A 20,285-nucleotide genomic window follows, 5' to 3' on the forward strand; every position below is an offset into this window, starting at 1 on the left:
GCAGTTCCCCGCGCCCCTTACCGGGCACCCAGCTGCCCGGTGACATGAAGGACCCCTCGTTCCGGCGGTCGCTGACCCTCTTCCGTGCGTTCATGCGGGAACAGGACGACCCCGAAGCCTGCTACTCGCTTCTCGCCCGTGACGCCGTCGACCAGGTCGAGGCCTACGACGGATCCGTCGGCGGGCGGGTCGTCGTCGATGTCGGCGGCGGCGGCGGGTACTTCACCGAGGAGTTCCGGCGGCGCGGCGCCTACGCCTACCTGTTCGAGCCGGATCTGCGGGAACTCGGGGAGAAGCCGCCCGAAGCGGCCGTTGTCGCGGACGGGTATCTGCTGCCCCTGCGTGACGGGGTCGCGGACGTCACCTTCTCCTCCAATGTGCTGGAGCATGTGGCCGATCCGGGGACCTTTCTCAGCGAATTGGCCCGGGTGACCCGGCCCGGCGGGCTGATCTACGTGTCGTTCACCAACTGGCTGTCCCCCTGGGGCGGCCATGAGTGGGCCCCCTGGCACTACCTCGGTGCCGAGCGGGCCCGCGCGCGCTACCGGCGCCGTACCGGACGGGCCGCCAAGCACACCCTCGGCGAGAACCTCTTCGCCGTGCACATCGGCACCACCCTGCGGCAGGTCCGCGCCCGCGACGACGTGGAAATCGTCTCGGCGCGGTCCCGCTACTGGCCGTTTCTCGCGGAGACCGTCGTGAAGGTGCCCGGCCTACGCGAGTTCGCCACCTGGAACCTCCTCCTCATCCTCCGGCGGTGTCCACCATGACGACCACGGTCCAGGCTCCTCCCCCAGCAGCCGTGCCCACCTCCGCGCCCGCCTCCGGTCCGCCGGAGGGCCCGCGGTCGCGGCGCTGGCTGCTGGGATTCTGGGCCGTGGTGTTCGTGCTGCTCCTGGCGGTGCAACCGGGGCGGCAGACCTTCGACACCAAGCTCGGTGTGACCGTCGATCCGGGCCAGTTCCTCGCCGACCTCGGACAGTTGTGGCACGACGAGGGCGGCTTCGGCGGGATCCAGGACCAGTACGCGGGCTATCTGTGGCCGATGCTGCCGTTCTACTGGCTGGCCGACGTCGTACGGCTGCCGGTGTGGCTGGCGGAGCGGCTGTGGCTGTCGCTGATCGTGTCCGTCGCCTTCTGGGGTGCCCTGCGACTGGCCGAACGGCTGCGGGTGGGGAGCGGAGGGTCGCGGCTCGTGGCGTCCGTGGCGTACGCGCTGTGGCCCGTCTTCACCATCGTCGTCGGGTCGACGTCGGCGGCCGCCCTGCCGGGCGCGTTTCTGCCCTGGGTGCTGCTGCCGCTGACCGATGAGCGGTACACCGCCCGGGTCGCCGCGCTGCGGTCGGCGTTGATCATCCCCTTCATGGGCGGCGTCAACGCGGCCTCGACCCTGGCCTCGCTGCTCCCCGTGGGGCTGTATCTGCTCTCCCGGCCGCCCGGGCCACGGCAACGGAAGCTGATCGCGTGGTGGGTGCCGGGGGTGATCCTGGCGACCGCCTGGTGGGTGATCCCACTCCTGCTGCTCGGCGCGTACGGCGAGAACTTCCTTCCGTACGTGGAGAGTTCACAGACCACCACCGACACCATGGCCGCGACCGAGGCGCTGCGCGGCGGCGGGAACTGGGTGGCCTATCTGCACTTCGGTGACGCCTGGCTGCCGGCCGGCTGGACCGTCGCCTCGTCCGCCGTCGTGATCGTCTGCTCGGCGCTCGCCGCCGGGCTCGGGCTCGCGGGGCTGGCCCGGCGGGACATGCCGGAGCGGCGCTGGCTGGTGCTGACCGTGGTGACGGTCGCGCTGATCCTGCTCGCCGGGTACGGCGGGGCCTTCGGGGCGCCCTTCCACGGGGTCGTGCAGGACTGGCTGGACGGCGGGCTCGTGCCCTTCCGGAACATCTACAAGTTCCAGACGGGGCTCGCCCTGGCGCTGGTGCTGGGGCTCGCCCATCTGGCGGGCGTGGCGGCCGAGGGGCGCGGGGCGCGGCCGGTGCGGGGACGGCGGTTCGCGCCGCTGATCGCGGCCGTGCTCGTGCTGCCGGGACTGATGTGGCCGTACCTCAACGGCTCGATCCTCAGCCCGGGTTCCTTCACGGAGATCCCCAAGTACTGGCAGACCACGGCCGACTGGATGAAGAAGTACTCTCCCGACGCCCGCGCCCTCGTCGTACCGGCCACCGCGCACGGCATCTACACCTGGGGCTCGACCATCGACCAGCCCCTGGACGTGGTCGCCGACTCGCGCTGGGCGCAGCGGGACTACGTGCCCTTCGGCACCCCCGGCAACCGGCGCGCGATGGACGCCGTCGAGCAGGCGCTGACGAGCGGCGGCGAAGTGCCGGGGCTCGCCGACTATCTGAGCCGGGCGGGGATCCATTACGTCGTCGTACGCAACGACCTCGATCCCGACCAGATCGGCTCCGTCCCGACCACGACCGTGAAGCGGACCCTGGAACAGTCCGGGTACGAGCGGGTGACCGGAATAGGGCCGGTCATGACCGGTGGCCGGATCGCCTCCGGCACCCCCCTCCAGGTGGAGGGGCTGTATCCGCGGCAGCGGGCGGTGGAGATCTACAAGCCGGCCGGTGAGGATGTGCCGCGCCCGCACCAGGCCGGGCTCCAGCCGGTCGCCGACACGGCCGTCGTCTCCGGCGGCCCGGAGGCGCTGCTGCCGCTGGCGTCCGAACTGCGGGGCAGGGCGAGCGTGCTGACCGGCGACAACCATCCGGGGCTCGGCTCGCCGCAGGTGCAGGTGGTCGGGGACGGGCTGCGGCGCGCGGACACCCGGTTCGGCCTGGTCAATGCCAACACGTCGTACACATACACCCGCAACGAGCGCAACGCGCCCGACGCCGCCCAGGACGCGGGCGAGGAACCGCACCAGATCCTGCCCACCACCGGCCTCGGTCACCAGACGGTGGCCGAGCTGCGCGGCGCGCGCTCGGTGACGGCGTCCTCGTACGGCAGCTGGCTCTTCCATCTCCCGCAGTTCGACCCGGTGAACGCCTTCGACGGCAACCCGGACACGGCGTGGGCCGAGGGCTCGGAGGGGTCGCCGGACGGGGAGTGGCTGCGGATCGCCTTCGCGGGCGGGTCGTACGACATGCCGTCGTCGTTCAAGGTCACTCCGCTGCCGCAGGAGGGCGTGCGGGAGGCGGCGACACGGGTGCGGGTGGAGACGGAGAAGGGGTCGGTGAGCAGTTTCCTCCGGCCGAACGGCATGACGCAGACCGTCAAGGCGCCTGCGGGCGCCACGAGTTGGATGAAGCTGACGATCACCGACTCGGTCTCCCGGCGGCCCGGACTGACCGGGGCGGGCTTCTCCGAGATCGCCCTGCCGGACGTCCAGGTGACCCGCCTGCTGCGGCTGCCCACCGACGCCGGGAGCTCATCGGCCGCCGCCGAGATCGTCTCCCTGTCCCGGGCGGCCGACCCGACCGGGCTGTCGCCGACGGGCACGGAGGCCGGACTGCACCGCCGCTTCACCACGTCCACGGCGGGGACGTACGAGGTGCGGGCGAGTGCGGTGCCGGTGGCCGGCGAGGCGCTGGACGAGCTGCTGTACGAGGTGGCGCCGGACCAGCGGAACCGGATCGTCGCCACCGCCGACTCCACGGCCCGGCTGGGGGCGGGACTGTCGCCGCGCAACCTCACCGACGGCGACCTCACCACGGCGTGGATCGCGGGAGACCGGCCCACGATCCATCTGCGCTGGCCCGGAAAGCAGGCGGTCGGGGAGATCGTGCTGGCCCCGGCCGGGGGTCTGGCCACCCGTCCCACCGAGGTGCACATCAGCTCTCCGGACGGCGCGGCCATCGCGGGCGTCGACGAGAACGGCAACGTCCGCTTCCCGCCGATCACCACCGACCGGCTGGACATCACCATCACCGGGACGGCCCCGCTGACCCTCTACAACCCGATGGTGGACGAGGACCTGCAACTGCCGGTGGGCCTGACGGAGGCCTACGTGCCGGCCCTCGACCAGTACCGCACGCCCCGGCCGAAGAGTTCCCGGACGTTCTCGCTGCCGTGCGGGAAGGGGCCGGTGGTCTCGGTGGACGGGGAGCTGTTCCAGACCGGTGTGCGGGGGACCGTACGGGACCTGGTGGAGCGACGACAGGTGGAGGTGACGCTCTGCCAGCAAGGGCGTGACGACATCGAGTTGCAGCTCTCCGCCGGTGATCACCGGGTCGAGGCCGGCGACGCGGGGCCGCTCACCGTCACCGACGTGAAGCTGACGCGCGGCACGGTGGCCGAGGCCGCTGCCGCAGGGCGTGAGCTGGGCATACGGGACTGGCTCGGCGACCGGCGCGCGGTGACCGTGGGCTCGGGCGCGGCGAGCTACCTGACGACGTACGAGAACTTCAACGACGGCTGGCACGCCACGCTGAACGGCAAGGAACTGACGCCGGTCCGGCTGGACGGCTGGCAGCAGGGCTGGCGGATCCCGGCGGGCGCCGGCGGCACGGTCGAGCTGTCGTACGAACCGGCGGTGACCTACGAGGCCGGTCTGATCGGCAGTGCGGTCGCCGTCGCGCTGCTGGCCGGGCTGGCCCTGTGGCGCCGGCGCGCCCCGAACCCCGACGAGCCGCAGCCCGCCCCGCCGCTGCCGGGGCTGTGGCTGGGCACGGTGGCCGTGACGGTGGTCGGCGTGTTCATCGCCGGCTGGTTCGCACTGCTGGTGCCGGCGCTCGCGGTGCTGGCGTGGCGCAGGCACACACTGCTGGTGCCGATCGCGTTCGCGGCGCTCGCGGGGGCGGGGATCGCCGCCGCGATCGGGGCCGGGGAACCGGTGGGCGCGCAAGAGGGCGCCTTCGGCCCGGCGGCTCAACTGCTGGCGCTGATCGGACTGTTCGCCGGGGTGGTGGCGGTACGGGAGTCCGCGCCGGCGGGCGCCGGCTCGGGTGGGCCGGGAGGATCGGGCGGGTTCGCGTCCGGCTCGGGAGATCCCGGCGGTCCGGTGAGACCGGGAGAGTACGCGGCGAGCCCCGGAAGCCCGGGAGGACCCGGCGGATTCGAGGCCGGGTCAGGAGGACCGGGCGGAGGCACGCGTGGTCCGGCGGGAGCGGGTGGGCTGGGAGCAGGCGCGTCCGGCTCCACGGCTGTCCTGCCGCCCGTCGCCGGAGGCGGGGTTCCGGGATCGGGAGCCACCGCGCCTGAGGCGCCGACTCGGCGCTTGCCGCAGCGGGAACGCGGGCGGAGTCCGCTGGGTACCGAGCCACCCGGGGCGGGCGAGGCCCGGCCCGCGTCCGGGCCGACCGTCTCCGCACGCGGCCCCGGCGGGCCGGAGCCCGATCCGCCCACCGCGCGCATCTCGCCGCGCAAGCCGCGATTCCGGGCGACCGGTCCCGAGGACGAGGCGCGGCCCGAGGACACGGGGAAGGGCGAGGCCACATGACCGCGCTGCAGCAGCCCGCGCGTGCCGGGGGTCCGCTTCGGCCTCCGGCACGGATCCCGTTCCCCGTCGTGGACGAGGTCGCCCGGCACTGTCTCCAGGAGGAGGAGCCGGAGACGGTGCACATCGAGGTGCATCTTCCGGGGCGGCTGGACGAGGGGCGCCTGCGTGCCGCCTTCGCGGAGGCGTTGCGCCGGCACCCCCGGATTCTCATGCGGGAGGCGCCGGGACGGTGGTATCGGCGCCGGTACGAGTGGGAACTGACGGCGGAGCCGGACGTGGCGGTGGTGAGCTTTCCGGTGCCGGGGCGGGACGCGTTGCGGGATGCGCGGACCCGGGCGCTGACTCAGGCGCCGCCGTTGTCCTTGTCACCGCCGATCAGGCTGGAGGTGGTGCAGGGAGCGGGGCCCGTGGAGGGCAGCGAGGCGACGGACGCCGTCGGTCAGGCGGGCGCGGGACGTGGGGGCGCGCCGGCCGCCCGCGGGCCGGGCGGATCACACGGGACCGTCCTCTTCCTGACCATCAACCACACCGCGCTGGACGGCCCCGCCTGTCTCCGCGTCCTCGCCACGGCCGCCGAGCTCTACGGCGGCAAGGACAACTCCCCGGCCGCAGCGCCCATCCGCACGACCTCCGAAGCACCCCCGCCCCCGCAGGACACGCCCTCCAACTGGTCCCGCCCCGCGCGGGTGGCGCCCGGCACCCCCGAACCCTCCCCCGGCAACGGCCTGCTCGTCACCGACCTCCCGCTCCCCCACCGCCCCAAGGGCTCCCCCTACACGGTCAACGACCAGCTCATGGTGACCACGGCCCTGACCCTCGCCCACTGGAACAGGGAACACGGAGCCCTCCCCCGCCCCCTTCGCATCACCATGCCCGTGGACGACCGCCCCCGAGACGCCACCATGCCCATCGGCAACGGCACCCGGCTGGTCGAAGTGCCCTTCGCGCCGGAGGAGTTGGCGGCACACGACCCCGCCGGCATGCCGGCCCTGCTGCACCGCACGGCCACCAGGACCCGCGCCCTGAAGTCGCTGCCGCGCCCCCAACTCGGCCACGGAGCCGCCCTGCTCACCGCCCCCGTCACCCCTGTCTCCTGGCGTGCGGCCCTCACCCGGGGCCTGCGCAGAGCCGCCGCGCCCTGGACGTCCACGACCCTCCTCAGCAACATCGGCCGTATCCCGTACGCCCTGGACTTCGGCGAGGAGGCCGGCCGCGCGCACGCCGTGTGGTTCTCGGCGCCCGCCCGGATGCCGCGCGGCCTGACCGTCACCACCGCCTCGACCGCGGGCCGGCTCCATCTCGCCCTGCGCTGGTCGCGGGCCCTGCTCAGCCACGGCGACGGCGCCCATCTCCGGGACCTCTTCGAGCACTATCTGCACACCACCGAGGTGACCCCGTGACGACGACCGCCCCACCCCCCAAGGATCTCCGCGACTTCTACGAGAACCCCGCCGTCCCCGTCGCCTCCGGCACCCCCCGCAGCCGCCGCCAGGCCCGCATGCTCGCCGAAGCACTGGGCCCGGCGGCCGGTCACCCCCGCACGATCCTCGACATCGGCTGCGGCGACGGCACCGCCGCCGCGACCGCCGCCCCCTACCTCACCGGCCACCGCATCGTCGGCCTCGACTGGTCCCAGGACGCCCTGCGCCGGGCCCGCACCCGGATCCCGTACGCCGTTCGCGGTGAACTCACCGACGGGGGGCTGCCGTTGCGGTCCGGATCCGCCGACGCGGTGCTGTTCAGCGAGGTGATCGAGCATCTCGTCGATCCGGACGCCGCGCTGGACGAGATCCGTCGGGTGCTGCGTCCCGGCGGCCATCTCATGCTCTCCACCCCGAACCTGGCCGCCTGGTACAACCGCGCCCTGCTGCTGGCCGGGGTGCAGCCGGTGTTCTCGGAGGTCAGCCTGCGGGCGATCCACGGGCGGCCGGGACGGGAGGTCGTGGGGCATCTGCGGCTCTACACGGCCCGTGCGCTGCGGGAGTTCGTCGCCGCGTCCGGCTTCGAGGTCGTACGGCTGGCGGGCGCGCCCTTCCACGGCGTACCGCGCGCGCTGCGTCCCCTCGACCGGCTGGCCTGTGCCAGACCGTCGCTCGCGTCGATCCTGCTGCTGCACGCACGACGGACGTAGAGAGGCGGGACCATGTGGTGGGGAGTGGCTGCGGCCCTGCTGGCGAACACCCTGTACAGCCTCGGTTTCGTCCTGGAGAAACGGGCGCTCACCGCCCTCCCGGAGGTGAGCGTCCGGCAACCCGCCCGGCTGCTGCGGCTGGTGCTCGGCAGCCCGCTGTGGATCGGCGGGTCGCTCTCCCTCGCCGCCGGTTTCGCGGCGCAGCTCGTCGTCTACCGCACCCTGCCGATCGCCGCCGCGCAGGGCATCTTCGTCTCCGGGCTCGTCCTGCTCGTCCTGCTCTCCGCTCGGCTGCTGGGCGAGGCGACCAGCGGACGGGAGCGGTACGCGCTCGGCGCGATCCTCGCCGCGCTGCTGATGGTCGTGCTCTCCCTGCGCGAAGGTCCGGGCGGCGGGGAGACGGTGAGCCGGCATGCCCCGTATCCGCTGATCCTGCTGGTGTGCGTGCCGTCGCTGGCGGCGGGCGTGTGGCTGTACAACTCCGCCGAGCGCAGGACCCGGCACCGGCACCGGCTGCCGACGACCGGTGTCGAGTACGGCGTGGCGGTGGGGCTGCTGTACGGGGTCAGCTCGCTGGCCATCAAGGGGGTGTCGAGCCATCTGACGACGAGCGGACCGGTCGCCGCCCTGCTGGACCTGCTGAGCTCCCCGTATCCGTATCTCCTCCTGTTCACCGGCGCGTTCGGGCTGGTCATGTCGCAGGCGGCACTGCAGCGCTGCCGGGCCTCGCTGATCGTGCCGGTGTGCACGACGGTGACCTGCCTCTACACGGCCGTGCTCGGCACGCTGTCGTTCGGCGAGTCGCTGCCCGAGGACCCGCTGCGGCTGGCGCTGCGGGTCGCGGGTACGGCGCTCGCCCTCGCCGTACTGCTGTCGATGCCCCGGCACGACCGGCCCGCACCGGCTCCCCAACCCCCCATCGGCGCCAAGGAGTTGACCCCACCATGAAACCCGACGACCCACTGCTGCAGATCCTGGCCTGCCCGCTCGACAAAGGACCGCTGCACCTCGTCGTACCGGACGCGCCCACACCCGAGGCGGCGGAGACCGCCGAGGCGCTGTACAACCCGCGCCTGCACCGCCGGTACCCGATCGTGGACGGCATCCCGCAGTTGCTGCCGGCCTCCGGGGAGCAGGTCTCCGACGACGAACACGAGGAACTCCTCAAACGGATGGCTCCATGACCCTGGCCGCGAACCTCGCCCCGCTGTTGCCCACCCGCCTGGTGGCCGCCGTCGCCCGCGCGGTGTACCCGCGCTTCGAGCCGGAGCTGGCCCGGCTGGCGGAGCTGTGTCCCGCCGAGTGCGGGACGGCCGTCGACGTAGGCGGGTGGTACGGCCCGTGGACGCGGCGGCTGTCGCGGCGGGCACGCCGGGTGGTGACCGTGGAACCGGTGCCTCATCTGGCGCGGCTCCTGGCGGCGACGGCCCCGCCCAACGTGCGGGTCGTGCAGGCCGCGGCGGCCGAGCGCCCCGGCGCCGCCCGGCTCTGGCTGCCGCCGCACGACGCGGGTGACCGGGGCGTGTCCTCCCTGGTCCGCCGGGACATCCACGCCACGGCACTGCCGGTCAGCTGTGTCACCCTCGACGAACTCGGCCTGAGGGACGTCGGGTTCGTCAAGGTCGACGTGGACGGCAGCGAGCTCGCCGTGCTGCGCGGGGCGACCGCCATCCTGGCGCGTGACCGGCCCGCCCTGTTCATCGAGCTGGAGTCCCGTATCCAGCCGATCGGCCCGGTGGTGACGTATCTGTCGCTGCTCGGCTACGACGGCTGGGTCCTGCCCGGCCGTGAGTGGATCCCGCTGTCCCGCTTCCCGCTGGCGGCCCACCAGGCCGAGGCAAGCCATGTCGTCACCCGGGGCCTGCTGCGCCGCGTGCTGCCGTTCCGCGGCCCGCGGTACGTCAATTCGGTCCTCTTTCTCCCCGACGGCCGCCGTCCGATCGGCGACGATGGAGCGCATGCCTTCCGGAAAGCGCCCCGCTAGCCCGTTCACCCCGCTCGACTTCCAGCTGGTGCTGCTGCGCCGCATGGCCGACCACAACCCGGACCTCGTGGACGAAGCCCGCCGTGAACTGGGCGTCTCCCTCGCCGAGATGCGCGAGGCGAACAAGCGGTGGCAGGCGATGGTCCGCTCGCCGAGGGCGCGCGGGGCCGCCTCCCGGTACCGCTCGGTGCTGGGGGCGCCCGAGTCCGTGGTCACCCGCAAGGTCGGCGACCTGGAGTGCGAGGCCTGGCTCTGGCCGGTCCCCCTCTGGCCCGACCTCCGCTTCGAGGTGCTGCTCGCCCCGAACGGCGCGGTGTGGAACGAGTGGCTCGTACGCACCCCGGGCGGCACCGGCCCGGCCCTGCGCACCCTCGCCGACCTCACCCCCTGGTCCTGCACGGTCGACGAGGCGGCCCGCGCCTTCGCCCCCGCCCGGCCGCTGGAGGGCACGGCACCGACGCGATGGGGCCTGGCGTTCACGGCGCCGGACGCGGAGGGAGTGCGGCGGGAGGTGGTCGCCGAGTTCACCTGGGGGCTGTTGCAGCGGGTGGCGGTCGCCGGTTAAGCGCCGGCCGCCGCCAGGATCGCCTCCACCACGCGCGGTACCGAGTCGGTGTGCAGTGACAGGAAGAGGTTCGGCTCGACCAACTCCAGCTCCATGACCCGCGGCTGCCCGTCCTCCCCGTCGACCAGGTCCACGCGCGCGTACAGCAGCTCCTCGGGATCCGGTACGGCGGCCAGGGCGCGCTCGGCGACGGCGAGTTCGGCCGGAGTCGGGGTCCAGCGCTCCAGTCCGGGGTGGGCGACCTTGCGCTGGTCGTAGGGGGTGCCGGGGGTGAGGACGGCACCCTTGCGGCTGGCGTGCAGCAGACGGCCGCCGTAGAACTGCAGCGCCCGTTCCCCGCTGACGTCGATGCCCTTGACGTAGGGCTGCACCATCGCGGTGAACCCCTCCGCGTGCATCCGCGCGAGCTGCCGTACGGCCGTGTCGTGCTCGTCGGGCGAGTAGCGGGCGGCGAATCGCGCGCCCGCGCCGGAGGTGGGCTTGACGACGTACTCGTGGTCGTCCGGGAGGCCGGCACCCGTGTCGTCGCCGGGCGCGAAGTAGCGGGTGGGCACGACGGGCACCCCGGCCTCGGCGAGCTCGCCCAGGTAGCGCTTGTCGGCGTTCCAGCGCACCACCGCGGCCGGGTTGGCGAGCCGGGTGGCCTTGCCGCACCGCTCCGCCCACGCCAGGAACTCCTCGGCACGCCAGCTGTAGTCCCAGGTGGAGCGGATCACGGCGAGGTCGTATCCGTCCCACTCCACGGCGTCGTCGTCCCAGTACACGGCGTCGGCCTCGGCGCCGGCCTCCCGCAGTGCCCGCACCAGCACGGGGAGATCGCGGTCGACGCTGATCTCGGGGCCGGGGCGGCAGGTCACAAGGGCTGTGCGGGGCACGGCGGGTTCCTCCACGGGAAGACGGTGGTGCGATGCGCAGGCTAACAATCCCTCTCGGAACCGGGACAGGCCGCTTGACCTTCACCTTCGGTGAAGCCACAGCATCGGTGGCGGGAACCGGAGAGGTACGGGGGCGCACATGGCGGTCAGGGACATGCTGACGATCGGGACCTTCGCCAAGGCCTGCCGGCTGTCGCCGAAGGCACTGCGGCTGTACGACGAGCTGGACCTGCTGCGGCCCAACCGGGTCGATCCGGAGACGGGCTACCGCTACTACGCCGTCGAGCAGCTGGAGCGGGCCCGGCTGGTGGCGTGGCTGCGCCGGCTGGGGATGCCGCTGGCCCGGATCCGTCAGGTGTGCGCCCTGCGGCCGGCCGACGCCGCCGGCGAGATCCGCGCCTACTGGGAGCGGGTCGAGGCGGAGACGGCCGCGCGACGGGACCTCGCCGAGTTCCTCGTCCGACACATGTCCGAGACACCGAGGAAGGACTCCACCATGCTGGAACTCCGCTACTGCGCCCACTCCGACCGGGGCCGGATCCGCCCCGCCAACCAGGACACCGCCTACGCGGGCACCCGGCTGCTCGCGGTGGCCGACGGCTACGGCCCGGCGGGCGCGCCCGCGAGCAGCGCGGCGGTGGAGGCGCTGCGCTTCCTGGACACGGCCGAACTCCCTGCGGGCGACGTGCTGAACGTGCTGGAGGAGGCGGTGCGGGGTGCGACGGAGGCGGTCCGCGACGCGGCGGACGGGGCCGATGACGCCGGTACGACGCTGACGGCACTGCTGTGGACGGGATCGCGCCTGGCCCTGGTCCACATCGGCGACTGCCGCGCCTATCTCCTGCGCGACGGCGCCCTGTTCCGCGTCACCGAGGACCACACGGTGGTCCAGTCGCTGATCGACGAGGGCCGGCTGACGCCGGAGGAGGCCACGACCCACCCCCAGCGCTCCCTGCTCCTGAAGTCCCTCTCCCCGACCACCCCGCCGGACCTGCGGCTACGCGACGCCGAGTCCGGCGACCGCTATCTCCTCTGCTCCGACGGCCTCTGCACGGTCGTCCCCGACGCCCGCATCCGCCACCTCCTCACCACCGCCCCCTCCCCCGACGCCGCCGTACACCTCCTGATCGACGCGGCGAACGAGGCGGGCGGCCCGGACAACGTCAGTTGTGTGGTGGCGGACGTGGTGGAGGCGGTCTGACCGCGGCGGCCTAGGGCCTGTCTTTCGGATCAGGTCGGCCTGGAGATACGGCGCCTCCTGGCCGAGCCGAGCGGGGTCATGGGGGTGCCCCCGCGCGAGTTGTTCGAGCGTGGGGGAGCGTGCAGCTGCAAGGCGGAGGAGGGAGTCGACGCGGAGCGTCGGCGACCGACGACAACGCGGCTGGGGGTCCCCCCTCTGGGGGAGTGCGTGCCAGACCCCGCGACGCCGAGCTGATCCGAAAGGCAGGCCCTAGCGCTCCTCGTCCTCCGGCTCCCAGTCCAGCAGCCGCACCTTCGCCACCGTACGGACATGACGGCGCATGGCCGCGGCCGCCTGGGCCGGGCGGGCGGCGGCGATGGCGTCGAGGATGGCCTGGTGCTGGGCGAGTGAGCGGGCGGGGCGGTGGGGCTGGCGCAGGGACTCGGTGCGGCTCTCGGCGATCTGGTCGGCGATGGAGCGCATGAACTCGGCGAGGATGCTGCTGTGCGCGGCGGCGGTGACCGCGGCGTGGAAGAGGCGGTCGCCCTCCACTCCGTGGCGGTCGTCCGCGATCTCCTTCGCCATGTGCGCGAGCGCCGAGCGCATCGCCGCGAGGTCTTCGTCCGTGCGGCGCTCGGCGGCCAGTTCGGCGAGCTTCGTCTCCAGGGCCTCGCGGGCCTCCAGGACGTCCGGGAGCCGTCGGCGGCGGTCGACCATCCGCTCCACCGGTTCCACATCGAGGCTGTCCCGGACGAGGTACGTGCCGCCGCCGTGCCGCACCTCCACCAGGCCCTGCACCTCCAGGACCACGATCGCCTGCTTCACCGAGGCCCTGCTCACCCCCAGCCGCTGGGCCAGATCGCGCTCGGTCGGCAGCCGGTCCCCGGCGCCCAGGCCGCCGTCGGCGACGTAGCTGCGCAGCCGGTCGAGCACCTGCTCGTAGAGGCGCTGTTTGGTCATGGGGCGCAGGGCGTCGGTCACGGGGTCCCCCTTCTCGTCGGGAGCGTAACACCGGGCGGGCGAGCGGTCGGGCCGGTCGACTGGCCAAGTGGCTGAGCCAATTCTTGCGCTACCCCTTGACGTCTCCGCGCCGCGCACCCACGCTATCCAGCCATCACCCCAATTGGCTCAGCCACTCGGCCAATCCAGGGTGGACCCGCAACCGCTCCGGGGCCCAACGACGGGAGCCCGTATGTCCCCCGAACTCATCTCGATCCTCGTCCTCGCCGTGGTGTTCGTCATCGCGACGACCCGCTCGATCAACATGGGCGCGCTCGCCTTCGCCGCCGCCTTCGCGGTCGGCACGCTCGTCGCCGACCTCGACGCGGACGGCATCTTCGCCGGCTTCCCCGGCGATCTGTTCGTCGTCCTCGTCGGCGTCACCTATCTCTTCGCCATCGCCCGTTCCAACGGCACCACCGACTGGCTGGTGCACGCCTCCATCCGGCTCGTACGGGGCCGGGTGGCGCTCATCCCCTGGGTGATGTTCGCCCTGACCGGCGCGCTCACCGCGATCGGAGCCGTGAGCCCCGCCGCCGTGGCGATCGTCGCGCCGATCGCGCTGAGCTTCGCCGCGCGGTACGGGATCAGCCCGCTGCTGATGGGCGCGATGGTCGTGCACGGCGCCCAGGGCGGCGGATTCTCGCCGATCAGCATCTACGGCTCGATCGTCAACGGCATCGTCGAGCGCGAGAAGCTGCCGGGCAGCGAGATCACGCTGTTCCTGGCCTCTCTGATCGTCAACCTGGTCATCGCGGCGGTCGTGTTCGTCGTGTGCGGAGGGCTCGGGCTGTGGCGGCAGGGTTCGGTGACGGAGGGCGCCGCAGGCGCCCCGAAGGGGCGCGGGGCGGCAATCGATGTGCGGCTACCGCCGCGTGGGCGCGATCAGCCGCAACGAAGCGGCACGGGGACAAATACAGATCCCGGCACTCACCCCTCCCCCACAACCACCGCGACCGCCACCCGCGAAACGGTCCCGGCCCCCACCCTCCCCCTCACCCCACCCCGAGTCGCGACGCTCCTCTCCCTGGTCGCCCTCGTCATCGCCGTCCTCGCCTTCGACCTGGACGCCGGCCTGACCGCGATCACCCTCGCCGTCGTCCTCAGCACCGCCTGGCCGGAGGACAGCAAGAAGGCGGTCGGCGAGATCGCCTGGCCAACCGTGCTGCTGATCTGCGGTGTGCTGACATACGTAGGCGTACTGGACGAGATGGGCACCATCACCTGGGCCGGCGAGGGCGTCAGCGGTATCGGCGTACCGCTGCTGGCCGCCGTACTGCTCTGCTACATCGGCGCGATCGTCTCGGCGTTCGCCTCGTCCGTCGGCATCATGGGCGCACTCATCCCGCTCGCGGTGCCGTTCCTGGCGCAGGGCGAGATCGGCGCGATCGGCATGGTGGCGGCGCTCGCGGTGTCGGCGACGGTCGTGGACGTGAGCCCCTTCTCGACGAACGGCGCGCTGGTGCTGGCCGCGGCACCGGATGTCGACCGCGAGCGTTTCTTCCGGCAGCTGATGGTGTACGGAGGGATCGTGGTGGCGGTGGTGCCCGCGGTGGTGTGGCTGCTGTTGGTCGTGCCGGGCTGGGGGTAGGCCGACGGGCCACAACAGTCGGTGTCCGTTGAACTGTTAAGGAGTACGACGCGTGTCCTCTCTCTTCCCGGCCCTGACGGGCGCTCCGGCACAGCGAGCCGCCCTGCGGTTCGGCGAACGGTCCCTGACGTACGGCGAGCTCGGCGCCGCCGCCGGTGCCCTCGCGGCGCGGATCGGCGGGGCGGGCAGAGTGGCCGTCTGGGCGACGCCGGCGCTGGAGACCGCCGTGGCGGTGGTGGCGGCGCTGGAGGCCGGTGTGGCCGCCGTACCGCTCAACCCGAAGTCCGGGGAGAAGGAGCTCGGGCACATCCTGTCCGACTGCGCGCCGTCGCTGGTACTGGCCGCCGCGGGGGACGAACTGCCCACGTCTCTTGGCGACTTGGAACGCATCGACGTCGATGTGCACGGCGCCGCCCCGCTCCCGGACCCGCAGGTGTCCGACGAGGACCCCGCCCTGATCGTGTACACCTCCGGCACCACCGGCCCGCCCAAGGGCGCCGTCATCCCCCGCCGTGCCGTCTCCCACACGCTGGACGCGCTCGCCGACGCCTGGCAGTGGACCGGCGAGGACGTACTGGTCCACGGCCTGCCCCTGTTCCATGTGCACGGCCTGGTCCTCGGCATCCTCGGCCCGCTGCGCCGCGGCGGGTCGGTCCGCCACCTCGGCAGGTTCAGCACGGAAGGCGTCGCGCGCGAGCTGAACGACGGCGCGACCATGATGTTCGGCGTGCCGACGATGTACCACCGCGTCGCCCAGACCCTCCCCGATGACCCGGGGCTGGCGCAGGCGCTGGGCAAGGCCCGCCTGCTCGTCTCGGGCTCCGCCGCGCTCCCCGTGCACGACCACGAGCGGATCACGGCGGCGACCGGGCAGCGGGTCGTCGAGCGGTACGGCATGACGGAGACGCTGATGAACACCAGCGTCCGCGCGGACGGCGAGGCCAGGGCCGGCACCGTCGGCGTACCGCTGCCGGGGGTGGAGCTGCGGCTGGTGGAGGAGGACGGGACGCCGATCGCGTCGTACGACGGCGAGACCGTGGGCGAGATCCAGGTGCGCGGCCCGAACCTGTTCACCGAGTACCTCAACCGCCCCGACGCGACCGCCGAGGCCTTCACGGAGGACGGCTGGTTCCGCACCGGCGACATGGCGGTGCGGGAGGCCGACGGGTACGTGCGCATCGTCGGGCGCAAGGCCACCGACCTGATCAAGAGCGGCGGTTACAAGATCGGGGCGGGTGAGATCGAGAACGCGCTCCTCGAACACCCGGGGGTGCGGGAGGCGGCGGTCACCGGGGAGCCGGACGCGGACCTGGGCGAGCGGATCGTGGCCTGGATCGTCCCGACGGACCCCCAATCACCGCCCACCGCGGCGGAGTTGGCGGACCACGTCGCCGCCCGGCTGGCCCCGCACAAGCGTCCCCGCACGGTCCGCCACCTGGACGAACTCCCCCGCAACGACATGGGGAAGATCATGAAGCGGGCGCTGACCTCATGACGGAGCGCCTCGCGGCACGGCAGGTCGTCGCCCTGCTGACCGAACCCGGCAGCTTCACCGAACTCCCCCACCCGCAACGGCGGTCCGGGCCCGACGGCCCCCTCGCCTGGCAGGGCTACGACGCCCTGCGCGCCCGTGCCGTCGAGCGCACCGGCGAGGAGGAGTCGGTGGTCTGCGGCACCGGCACCGTCGAGGGCACGCGCGCGGTCCTGATCGCGTTCGAGTTCGGCTTCCTGGGCGGCTCGCTGGGCGAGCGCACCGGTGACCGGCTGGAGGCGGCGTACACCTACGCCCGCGCCCGCCGGCTCCCGGTCGTGCCGCTGGTGGCGACGGGCGGCAGCCGGATGCAGGAGGGCATGCTCGCCCTCACCCAACTCCAGCGCGTGGCACGGCAGTCCGCGCTCACCCGCGAGGCGGGGCTGCCCCAGATCGCGGTGCTCCGCGATCCGACGACGGGCGGCGGCTGGGCCACCCTCGGCGCGGGCGCCGATGTGATCCTCGCCCTCCCCGACGCCCAGGTCGGCTTCGCGGGCTCCCGCGTCCGGCCGCCGGACGCGGACCCGACGGCGTACACGGCGCAGGCTCAGCTGGCCGCGGGGGCGGTGGACGCGGTGGTGCGGCCCGGGGAGGTGCGGGGTGCGCTGGGGTGGTGGCTGCGGCTGCTGACCGCCGGCTCCACCCGGCCCGCCCCGCCGCCGCGCCCCCTCGCCGCCACCGACCTGCCCGCCACGGGCTGGGACGCGGTCCGGCGCGCCCGCTCGCCGCGACGCCCCCGTGCTCAGGCGTACCTGTCGGCCTACTTCGCCCACCGCGTCGCGATCGGCGGCGACCGCTGCGGCGGCACCGACCCCGAGGGCATGCTGTGCGGCTTCGGCGAGCACGAGGGCCGTACGGTCGCCTACGCCGCGCAGACCGGGACCGCCACCCGCCCCGCCGGCTACCGCACCGCCGCCCGCCTGATCCGCCTCGCGGACCGGCTCGGGATCCCGGTGCTGACGCTGGTGGACACGCCGGGCGCGGCCAATGACGCGGAGGCGGAGCGGCAGGGGGTGGGCGCCGCCATCGCGGACCTGTTCGGCGCGGTGGCCTCGGCGCGCACACCGATCACCACCCTGCTGATCGGCGAGGGCGGCTCCGGCGGCGCGCTGGCGCTCGCGGCGCCGGGCAACACCTGGGCCACGCCGGACAGCTACTTCTCGGTCATCGCGCCGGAGCCGGCGGCGGCGATCCTGAAGCGAGGGCCGGAAGAGGTCGAGGCGACGGCGAATCAACTCCGGATCCGGCCGCAGGACCTGATGGAGCTGGGGTTGATCCGGGGAGTCGTCGAAAGGTAGGGAGCGGCCAGGGACCCGGGGCACAGACACCTCACCCTCCCCGTCTCCGGCCATGCCGCTCCCTTGCCCCTTTACTCGATACCGCCCGTCCCCTCCGGCCACGACACGCCGTCTGACCCCCCATCAGGAGCAAAAACCCCCATTCAGCCGCACCCCACCCGGCCCCCTCCAGAAGGCGCCCCCCTCCCGGCCGCCCCCACGATGCGAGGGAGGCCGCACACAAGCGCCGGCCCGCACCGACCACAACCCCAAGCGAGGCCCGCCACCCACCCGGCGGACCCATGGTCTGCGTTTCCGGGAGGATCCCCCATGACCGCCACTCTGGAGCAGCTGCGCCGCTGCCACTTCGCCGTCGATCTGGGGGCGGCCAGGACCCGCGTCTTCGTCAAGGGCGCGGGACTCGTCGTCGACCAGCCCTCCGTAGCCGCCGTCAACACCCGGACCGGCGCCCTGATAGCCGTCGGCGAGTTCGCGGAGAAAATGACCGGCCGCACCCCGGACTACATCCGCGTCGTACGACCCGTCTCCGGCGGCACCGTCGTCGACATCGAGATGGCGCAGCGCATGCTGCGGCATCTGCTCGGCGACAAGATGCGCCGCGCCCTGCGCCGCAAGCCGTTCCTGCGCGCGGCGGCCTGCACACCGCACGACGCCGACCCGCTGGCCCAGCGCGCGGCGATCGAGACCCTGGTCGGCCTCGGTGCGCGACGCGTGGAGCTGGTGGACACCCTCATCGCCGCGGCCGTGGGCTGCGGACTGCCGGTGGAGCAGCCCGAGGCCAGCATGATCATGGTGTGCGGGGCCGCCGCGACCGAGGTCGCCGTGCTGTCCCTCGGCAACATCGTCACCGCCGAGCGGGTCCGGGTCGGCGGCGAGGCCGTGGACCACGCGATCGTGCAGCACCTGCGGCACGAACACGAGCTGATGCTGCCCAGCCAGAACGTACGGCCGCTCCAGCTCGCCCTGTCCGGCAACGGGCTCAGCCCGCACGGCCCGACCTCCACCGAGATCCACGGCCGCGACGTCTGCACCGGTCTCGCCCGCAGCGTCCACGTCGACACCGCCGCCGTCCGGGACGCCATCCAGACCCCGCTCACCGCCGTCCTCGACAGCATCGGCAAGGTGCTGCGCGACTGCCCGCCCGACCTGGTCGCCGACCTCGCCGACCGGGGCATCATGATGGTCGGCGGCAGCGCCCTGCTCCCCGGCTTCGACGAGATGCTGCGGCAGGCCACCAGCATGCCGGTGCACATCGCCGAGCGACCCGATGTCTGCGCGGTCCAGGGCCTCGGCACCATGCTGGAGGGCAAGATCGAGCCGCTGGAGCTGGACCCGGCGAGCTGAGCGCCCGCCGACGGAGGGCCGGCGTCAGGACGCGATCCGCGCGATGTCCTCCCGCAGGCCCGGCGCAAGCTGCCCCGCCTGCCCCGTGTCCTTGCGGTCGGCCGCCTCGCGCGCCGCGCGCAGGTCCGCCGCCACCGCGGCCGCCTCGGCCCCGGGGGTGCCGCCCTTCAGGCGCTCCCAGAGCAGTTCGAGCCCGGTGACGTCCCCGGCGACCGCCCCCTCGGCACCGGCTGCCGCGTCGATGCCCAGCTGCCGGGCCCACATGCCGAACCGCTCCAGGTCCACCGTCCGCACCGGCTCGTACCGCAGCCGCAGATCCGAGGCGTTCTGCGCCACCCGCAGCGCGGCGTCGACGATCTCCTCCTCGTCCCGCGCGCCGACGGCCTCGCCGAGCGTGTCGAGGTCGCGGGTCATCTGCGTCCGCAGCAGCTTCGGTACGGCGTCGGAGTCGCGGTACGCCGTCCACGCGGCCCGCACCGCGGCCAGGTCGGCGCCGGTGACCTCGCCGTCCTGCACGGCCCGTGCCGCGCGGTCGAGGGCGGCCGACTGTGCCGGCGGCGGGCCCTGCCGGGCGTCCGTCGGCACGGCCAGCGACACCGCCTCCAGGTCGCCGCCTTCGTTCCCGGTGGAGAACTCGCCGTAGCCGGGGGCGAAGGTCTTGTCCTCGGTCGAGCCGTCCATGTGCAGTTCGTGGACCGTGATCGCGCCCTCGACCTTCCCGTACGGCCCGTCCACGGTCCGGTCGGTCTCCTTCACCGTGACCTCTTCGAAGACGACGCCGGGCAGGTTCTCCGGCCGGTAGACATCGCCCTTCTCCGGATCCGCGGGCATGATCATCGCGGCGGGTGCCCCGTCGCGGCCCGCCTGCCAGGTGCCCTCGGTGTCCGCGACCACGCCGTCCTCGTAGTTGAAGACGTCCTCGCCGAGGTACCAGACGGAGCCGTCGTCGGCCTGGGCGTACCGGTCGAAGGCGACCTCGTGGATCCGGCCGGCGGAGAAGGCTACGTACTGCGAGGTCAGGGCCTGGACCGTCGTACCGCCGAAGGTGAGGGTCCTCGTGCCGGGCAGCAGGCTGACCTCGGTGCGGAAGGCCTCGCCGTCCACCTGGCCCCCCATGATCACCTGATCGACCTCGGCGGTCGGGTGCAGCGGGTTGGTGATCCGGGTCGGGTGGGAGAACGTCGGCGCGGTCAGGTCGACGCGGTCGCTCTCGGGGGCGAGCGGCAGGCAGTCCCTGCCCGTCTCGCCGGTCTCCTCGTCGACGACGCGCACACAGTCGCCCGACCCCGTCCCCACCGCGCTCCCGGAGCAGGCGCCCGCCATCAGCACGACGGCACCCAGGACGGCCCCCGGCCACAGGATCCTTCGTGTCCTCCTCATCACTGCCTCCTCGAT

General features: G+C 73.4%; 16 protein-coding genes. 13 read left to right on the top strand and 3 right to left on the bottom strand.

The genetic code is table 11. The annotated features are described in order from the left end of the window. Window positions 1–44: 44 nt before the first annotated feature. The 8 genes from ACFQ6S_RS18015 to ACFQ6S_RS18050 are packed head-to-tail and all read left to right on the top strand — an operon-like array spanning window position 45 to window position 10,072. A complete protein-coding gene (locus ACFQ6S_RS18015) occupies window positions 45–770 on the top strand; it encodes a class I SAM-dependent methyltransferase (protein WP_383410092.1) in 726 nt (241 codons plus the stop codon). Beyond that, entirely contained in the window at window positions 767–5,392 is a 4,626-nt protein-coding gene (locus ACFQ6S_RS18020; protein ID WP_383411271.1) for an alpha-(1->3)-arabinofuranosyltransferase family protein, read from the top strand. Before ACFQ6S_RS18015 ends, ACFQ6S_RS18020 begins: the two co-directional genes overlap by 4 nt. Continuing rightward, the gene (locus tag ACFQ6S_RS18025) at window positions 5,389–6,792 is read left to right on the top strand and encodes a condensation protein (protein ID WP_383410095.1); all 1,404 of its coding nucleotides are present in this window, start codon (window positions 5,389–5,391) and stop codon (window positions 6,790–6,792) included. Before ACFQ6S_RS18020 ends, ACFQ6S_RS18025 begins: the two co-directional genes overlap by 4 nt. Next, window positions 6,789–7,523, top strand: coding sequence for a methyltransferase domain-containing protein (locus ACFQ6S_RS18030; protein WP_383410098.1), 735 nt, complete (start codon window positions 6,789–6,791; stop codon window positions 7,521–7,523). Before ACFQ6S_RS18025 ends, ACFQ6S_RS18030 begins: the two co-directional genes overlap by 4 nt. A gap of 24 nt (window positions 7,524–7,547) precedes the next feature. Continuing rightward, the gene (locus ACFQ6S_RS18035; RefSeq protein WP_383411274.1) at window positions 7,548–8,471 is read left to right on the top strand and encodes a hypothetical protein; all 924 of its coding nucleotides are present in this window, start codon (window positions 7,548–7,550) and stop codon (window positions 8,469–8,471) included. Beyond that, window positions 8,468–8,707 (top strand): Trm112 family protein, encoded by a 240-nt coding sequence (locus ACFQ6S_RS18040; RefSeq protein ID WP_383410101.1) that lies wholly within the window; start codon window positions 8,468–8,470, stop codon window positions 8,705–8,707. The genes ACFQ6S_RS18035 and ACFQ6S_RS18040 overlap by 4 nt, the downstream gene beginning before the upstream one ends. Beyond that, window positions 8,704–9,507, top strand: a complete 804-nt coding sequence (locus ACFQ6S_RS18045; RefSeq protein WP_383410104.1) for an FkbM family methyltransferase — start codon at window positions 8,704–8,706, stop codon at window positions 9,505–9,507. The genes ACFQ6S_RS18040 and ACFQ6S_RS18045 overlap by 4 nt, the downstream gene beginning before the upstream one ends. Then, window positions 9,473–10,072: a hypothetical protein gene (locus ACFQ6S_RS18050; protein WP_383410107.1), complete on the top strand. Its 600-nt coding sequence runs from the start codon at window positions 9,473–9,475 to the stop codon at window positions 10,070–10,072. Before ACFQ6S_RS18045 ends, ACFQ6S_RS18050 begins: the two co-directional genes overlap by 35 nt. On the opposite strand, the gene ACFQ6S_RS18055 is transcribed toward ACFQ6S_RS18050, so the two are convergent. Then, window positions 10,069–10,947 carry a RimK family alpha-L-glutamate ligase gene (locus tag ACFQ6S_RS18055; protein WP_383410110.1) on the bottom strand — a complete coding sequence of 293 codons (879 nt, stop codon included), beginning with the start codon at window positions 10,945–10,947 and terminating at the stop codon, window positions 10,069–10,071. The genes ACFQ6S_RS18050 and ACFQ6S_RS18055 overlap by 4 nt on opposite strands. 139 nt (window positions 10,948–11,086) lie before the next feature. On the opposite strand from ACFQ6S_RS18055, the gene ACFQ6S_RS18060 reads away from it, so the two are divergent. Beyond that, the gene (locus ACFQ6S_RS18060) at window positions 11,087–12,148 is read left to right on the top strand and encodes a MerR family transcriptional regulator (RefSeq protein WP_383410113.1); all 1,062 of its coding nucleotides are present in this window, start codon (window positions 11,087–11,089) and stop codon (window positions 12,146–12,148) included. Window positions 12,149–12,397: 249 nt separating this feature from the next. Here the strand turns inward: ACFQ6S_RS18060 and ACFQ6S_RS18065 are convergent, their stop codons facing one another. Further along, the gene (locus tag ACFQ6S_RS18065) at window positions 12,398–13,108 is read right to left on the bottom strand and encodes a FadR/GntR family transcriptional regulator (protein WP_383410116.1); all 711 of its coding nucleotides are present in this window, start codon (window positions 13,106–13,108) and stop codon (window positions 12,398–12,400) included. Between the two features lie 211 nt (window positions 13,109–13,319). Between ACFQ6S_RS18065 and ACFQ6S_RS18070 the strand changes: the two genes are divergently transcribed. The 4 genes from ACFQ6S_RS18070 (at window position 13,320) to ACFQ6S_RS18085 (ending at window position 18,890) form a co-directional block, all read left to right on the top strand. Beyond that, the gene (locus ACFQ6S_RS18070) at window positions 13,320–14,717 is read left to right on the top strand and encodes an SLC13 family permease (protein WP_383410119.1); all 1,398 of its coding nucleotides are present in this window, start codon (window positions 13,320–13,322) and stop codon (window positions 14,715–14,717) included. A 52-nt stretch (window positions 14,718–14,769) separates the two neighbouring features. After that, on the top strand, window positions 14,770–16,212 hold the full coding sequence (locus tag ACFQ6S_RS18075; protein WP_383410122.1) for an acyl-CoA synthetase: 1,443 nt from the start codon (window positions 14,770–14,772) through the stop codon (window positions 16,210–16,212). Next, on the top strand, window positions 16,209–17,546 hold the full coding sequence (locus tag ACFQ6S_RS18080) for a carboxyl transferase domain-containing protein (RefSeq protein ID WP_383410124.1): 1,338 nt from the start codon (window positions 16,209–16,211) through the stop codon (window positions 17,544–17,546). The genes ACFQ6S_RS18075 and ACFQ6S_RS18080 overlap by 4 nt, the downstream gene beginning before the upstream one ends. 309 nt (window positions 17,547–17,855) lie before the next feature. After that, window positions 17,856–18,890 (top strand): rod shape-determining protein, encoded by a 1,035-nt coding sequence (locus tag ACFQ6S_RS18085; RefSeq protein WP_383410127.1) that lies wholly within the window; start codon window positions 17,856–17,858, stop codon window positions 18,888–18,890. A gap of 24 nt (window positions 18,891–18,914) precedes the next feature. Here the strand turns inward: ACFQ6S_RS18085 and ACFQ6S_RS18090 are convergent, their stop codons facing one another. Next, window positions 18,915–20,270, bottom strand: coding sequence for a hypothetical protein (locus ACFQ6S_RS18090; RefSeq protein WP_383410130.1), 1,356 nt, complete (start codon window positions 20,268–20,270; stop codon window positions 18,915–18,917). Between the last annotated feature and the right edge of the window lie 15 nt (window positions 20,271–20,285).

Origin of the sequence: Streptomyces sp. NPDC056479 (assembly GCF_042795335.1) — a bacterium.
In the GTDB taxonomy this organism is placed as follows: domain Bacteria; phylum Actinomycetota; class Actinomycetes; order Streptomycetales; family Streptomycetaceae; genus Streptomyces.

Excerpts from the sequence above, each read along its gene's own strand:
- ACFQ6S_RS18025 (WP_383410095.1), top strand. The coding sequence starts at position 5,389 with ATGACCGCGCTGCAGCAGCCCGCGCGTGCCGGGGGTCCGCTTCGGCCT.
- ACFQ6S_RS18040 (WP_383410101.1), top strand. The coding sequence starts at position 8,468 with ATGAAACCCGACGACCCACTGCTGCAGATCCTGGCCTGCCCGCTCGAC.
- ACFQ6S_RS18070 (WP_383410119.1), top strand. The coding sequence starts at position 13,320 with ATGTCCCCCGAACTCATCTCGATCCTCGTCCTCGCCGTGGTGTTCGTC.
- ACFQ6S_RS18015 (WP_383410092.1), top strand. The coding sequence starts at position 45 with ATGAAGGACCCCTCGTTCCGGCGGTCGCTGACCCTCTTCCGTGCGTTC.
- ACFQ6S_RS18050 (WP_383410107.1), top strand. The coding sequence starts at position 9,473 with ATGGAGCGCATGCCTTCCGGAAAGCGCCCCGCTAGCCCGTTCACCCCG.
- ACFQ6S_RS18090 (WP_383410130.1), bottom strand. The coding sequence starts at position 20,270 with ATGAGGAGGACACGAAGGATCCTGTGGCCGGGGGCCGTCCTGGGTGCC.
- ACFQ6S_RS18080 (WP_383410124.1), top strand. The coding sequence starts at position 16,209 with ATGACGGAGCGCCTCGCGGCACGGCAGGTCGTCGCCCTGCTGACCGAA.
- ACFQ6S_RS18045 (WP_383410104.1), top strand. The coding sequence starts at position 8,704 with ATGACCCTGGCCGCGAACCTCGCCCCGCTGTTGCCCACCCGCCTGGTG.
- ACFQ6S_RS18060 (WP_383410113.1), top strand. The coding sequence starts at position 11,087 with ATGGCGGTCAGGGACATGCTGACGATCGGGACCTTCGCCAAGGCCTGC.
- ACFQ6S_RS18085 (WP_383410127.1), top strand. The coding sequence starts at position 17,856 with ATGACCGCCACTCTGGAGCAGCTGCGCCGCTGCCACTTCGCCGTCGAT.
- ACFQ6S_RS18020 (WP_383411271.1), top strand. The coding sequence starts at position 767 with ATGACGACCACGGTCCAGGCTCCTCCCCCAGCAGCCGTGCCCACCTCC.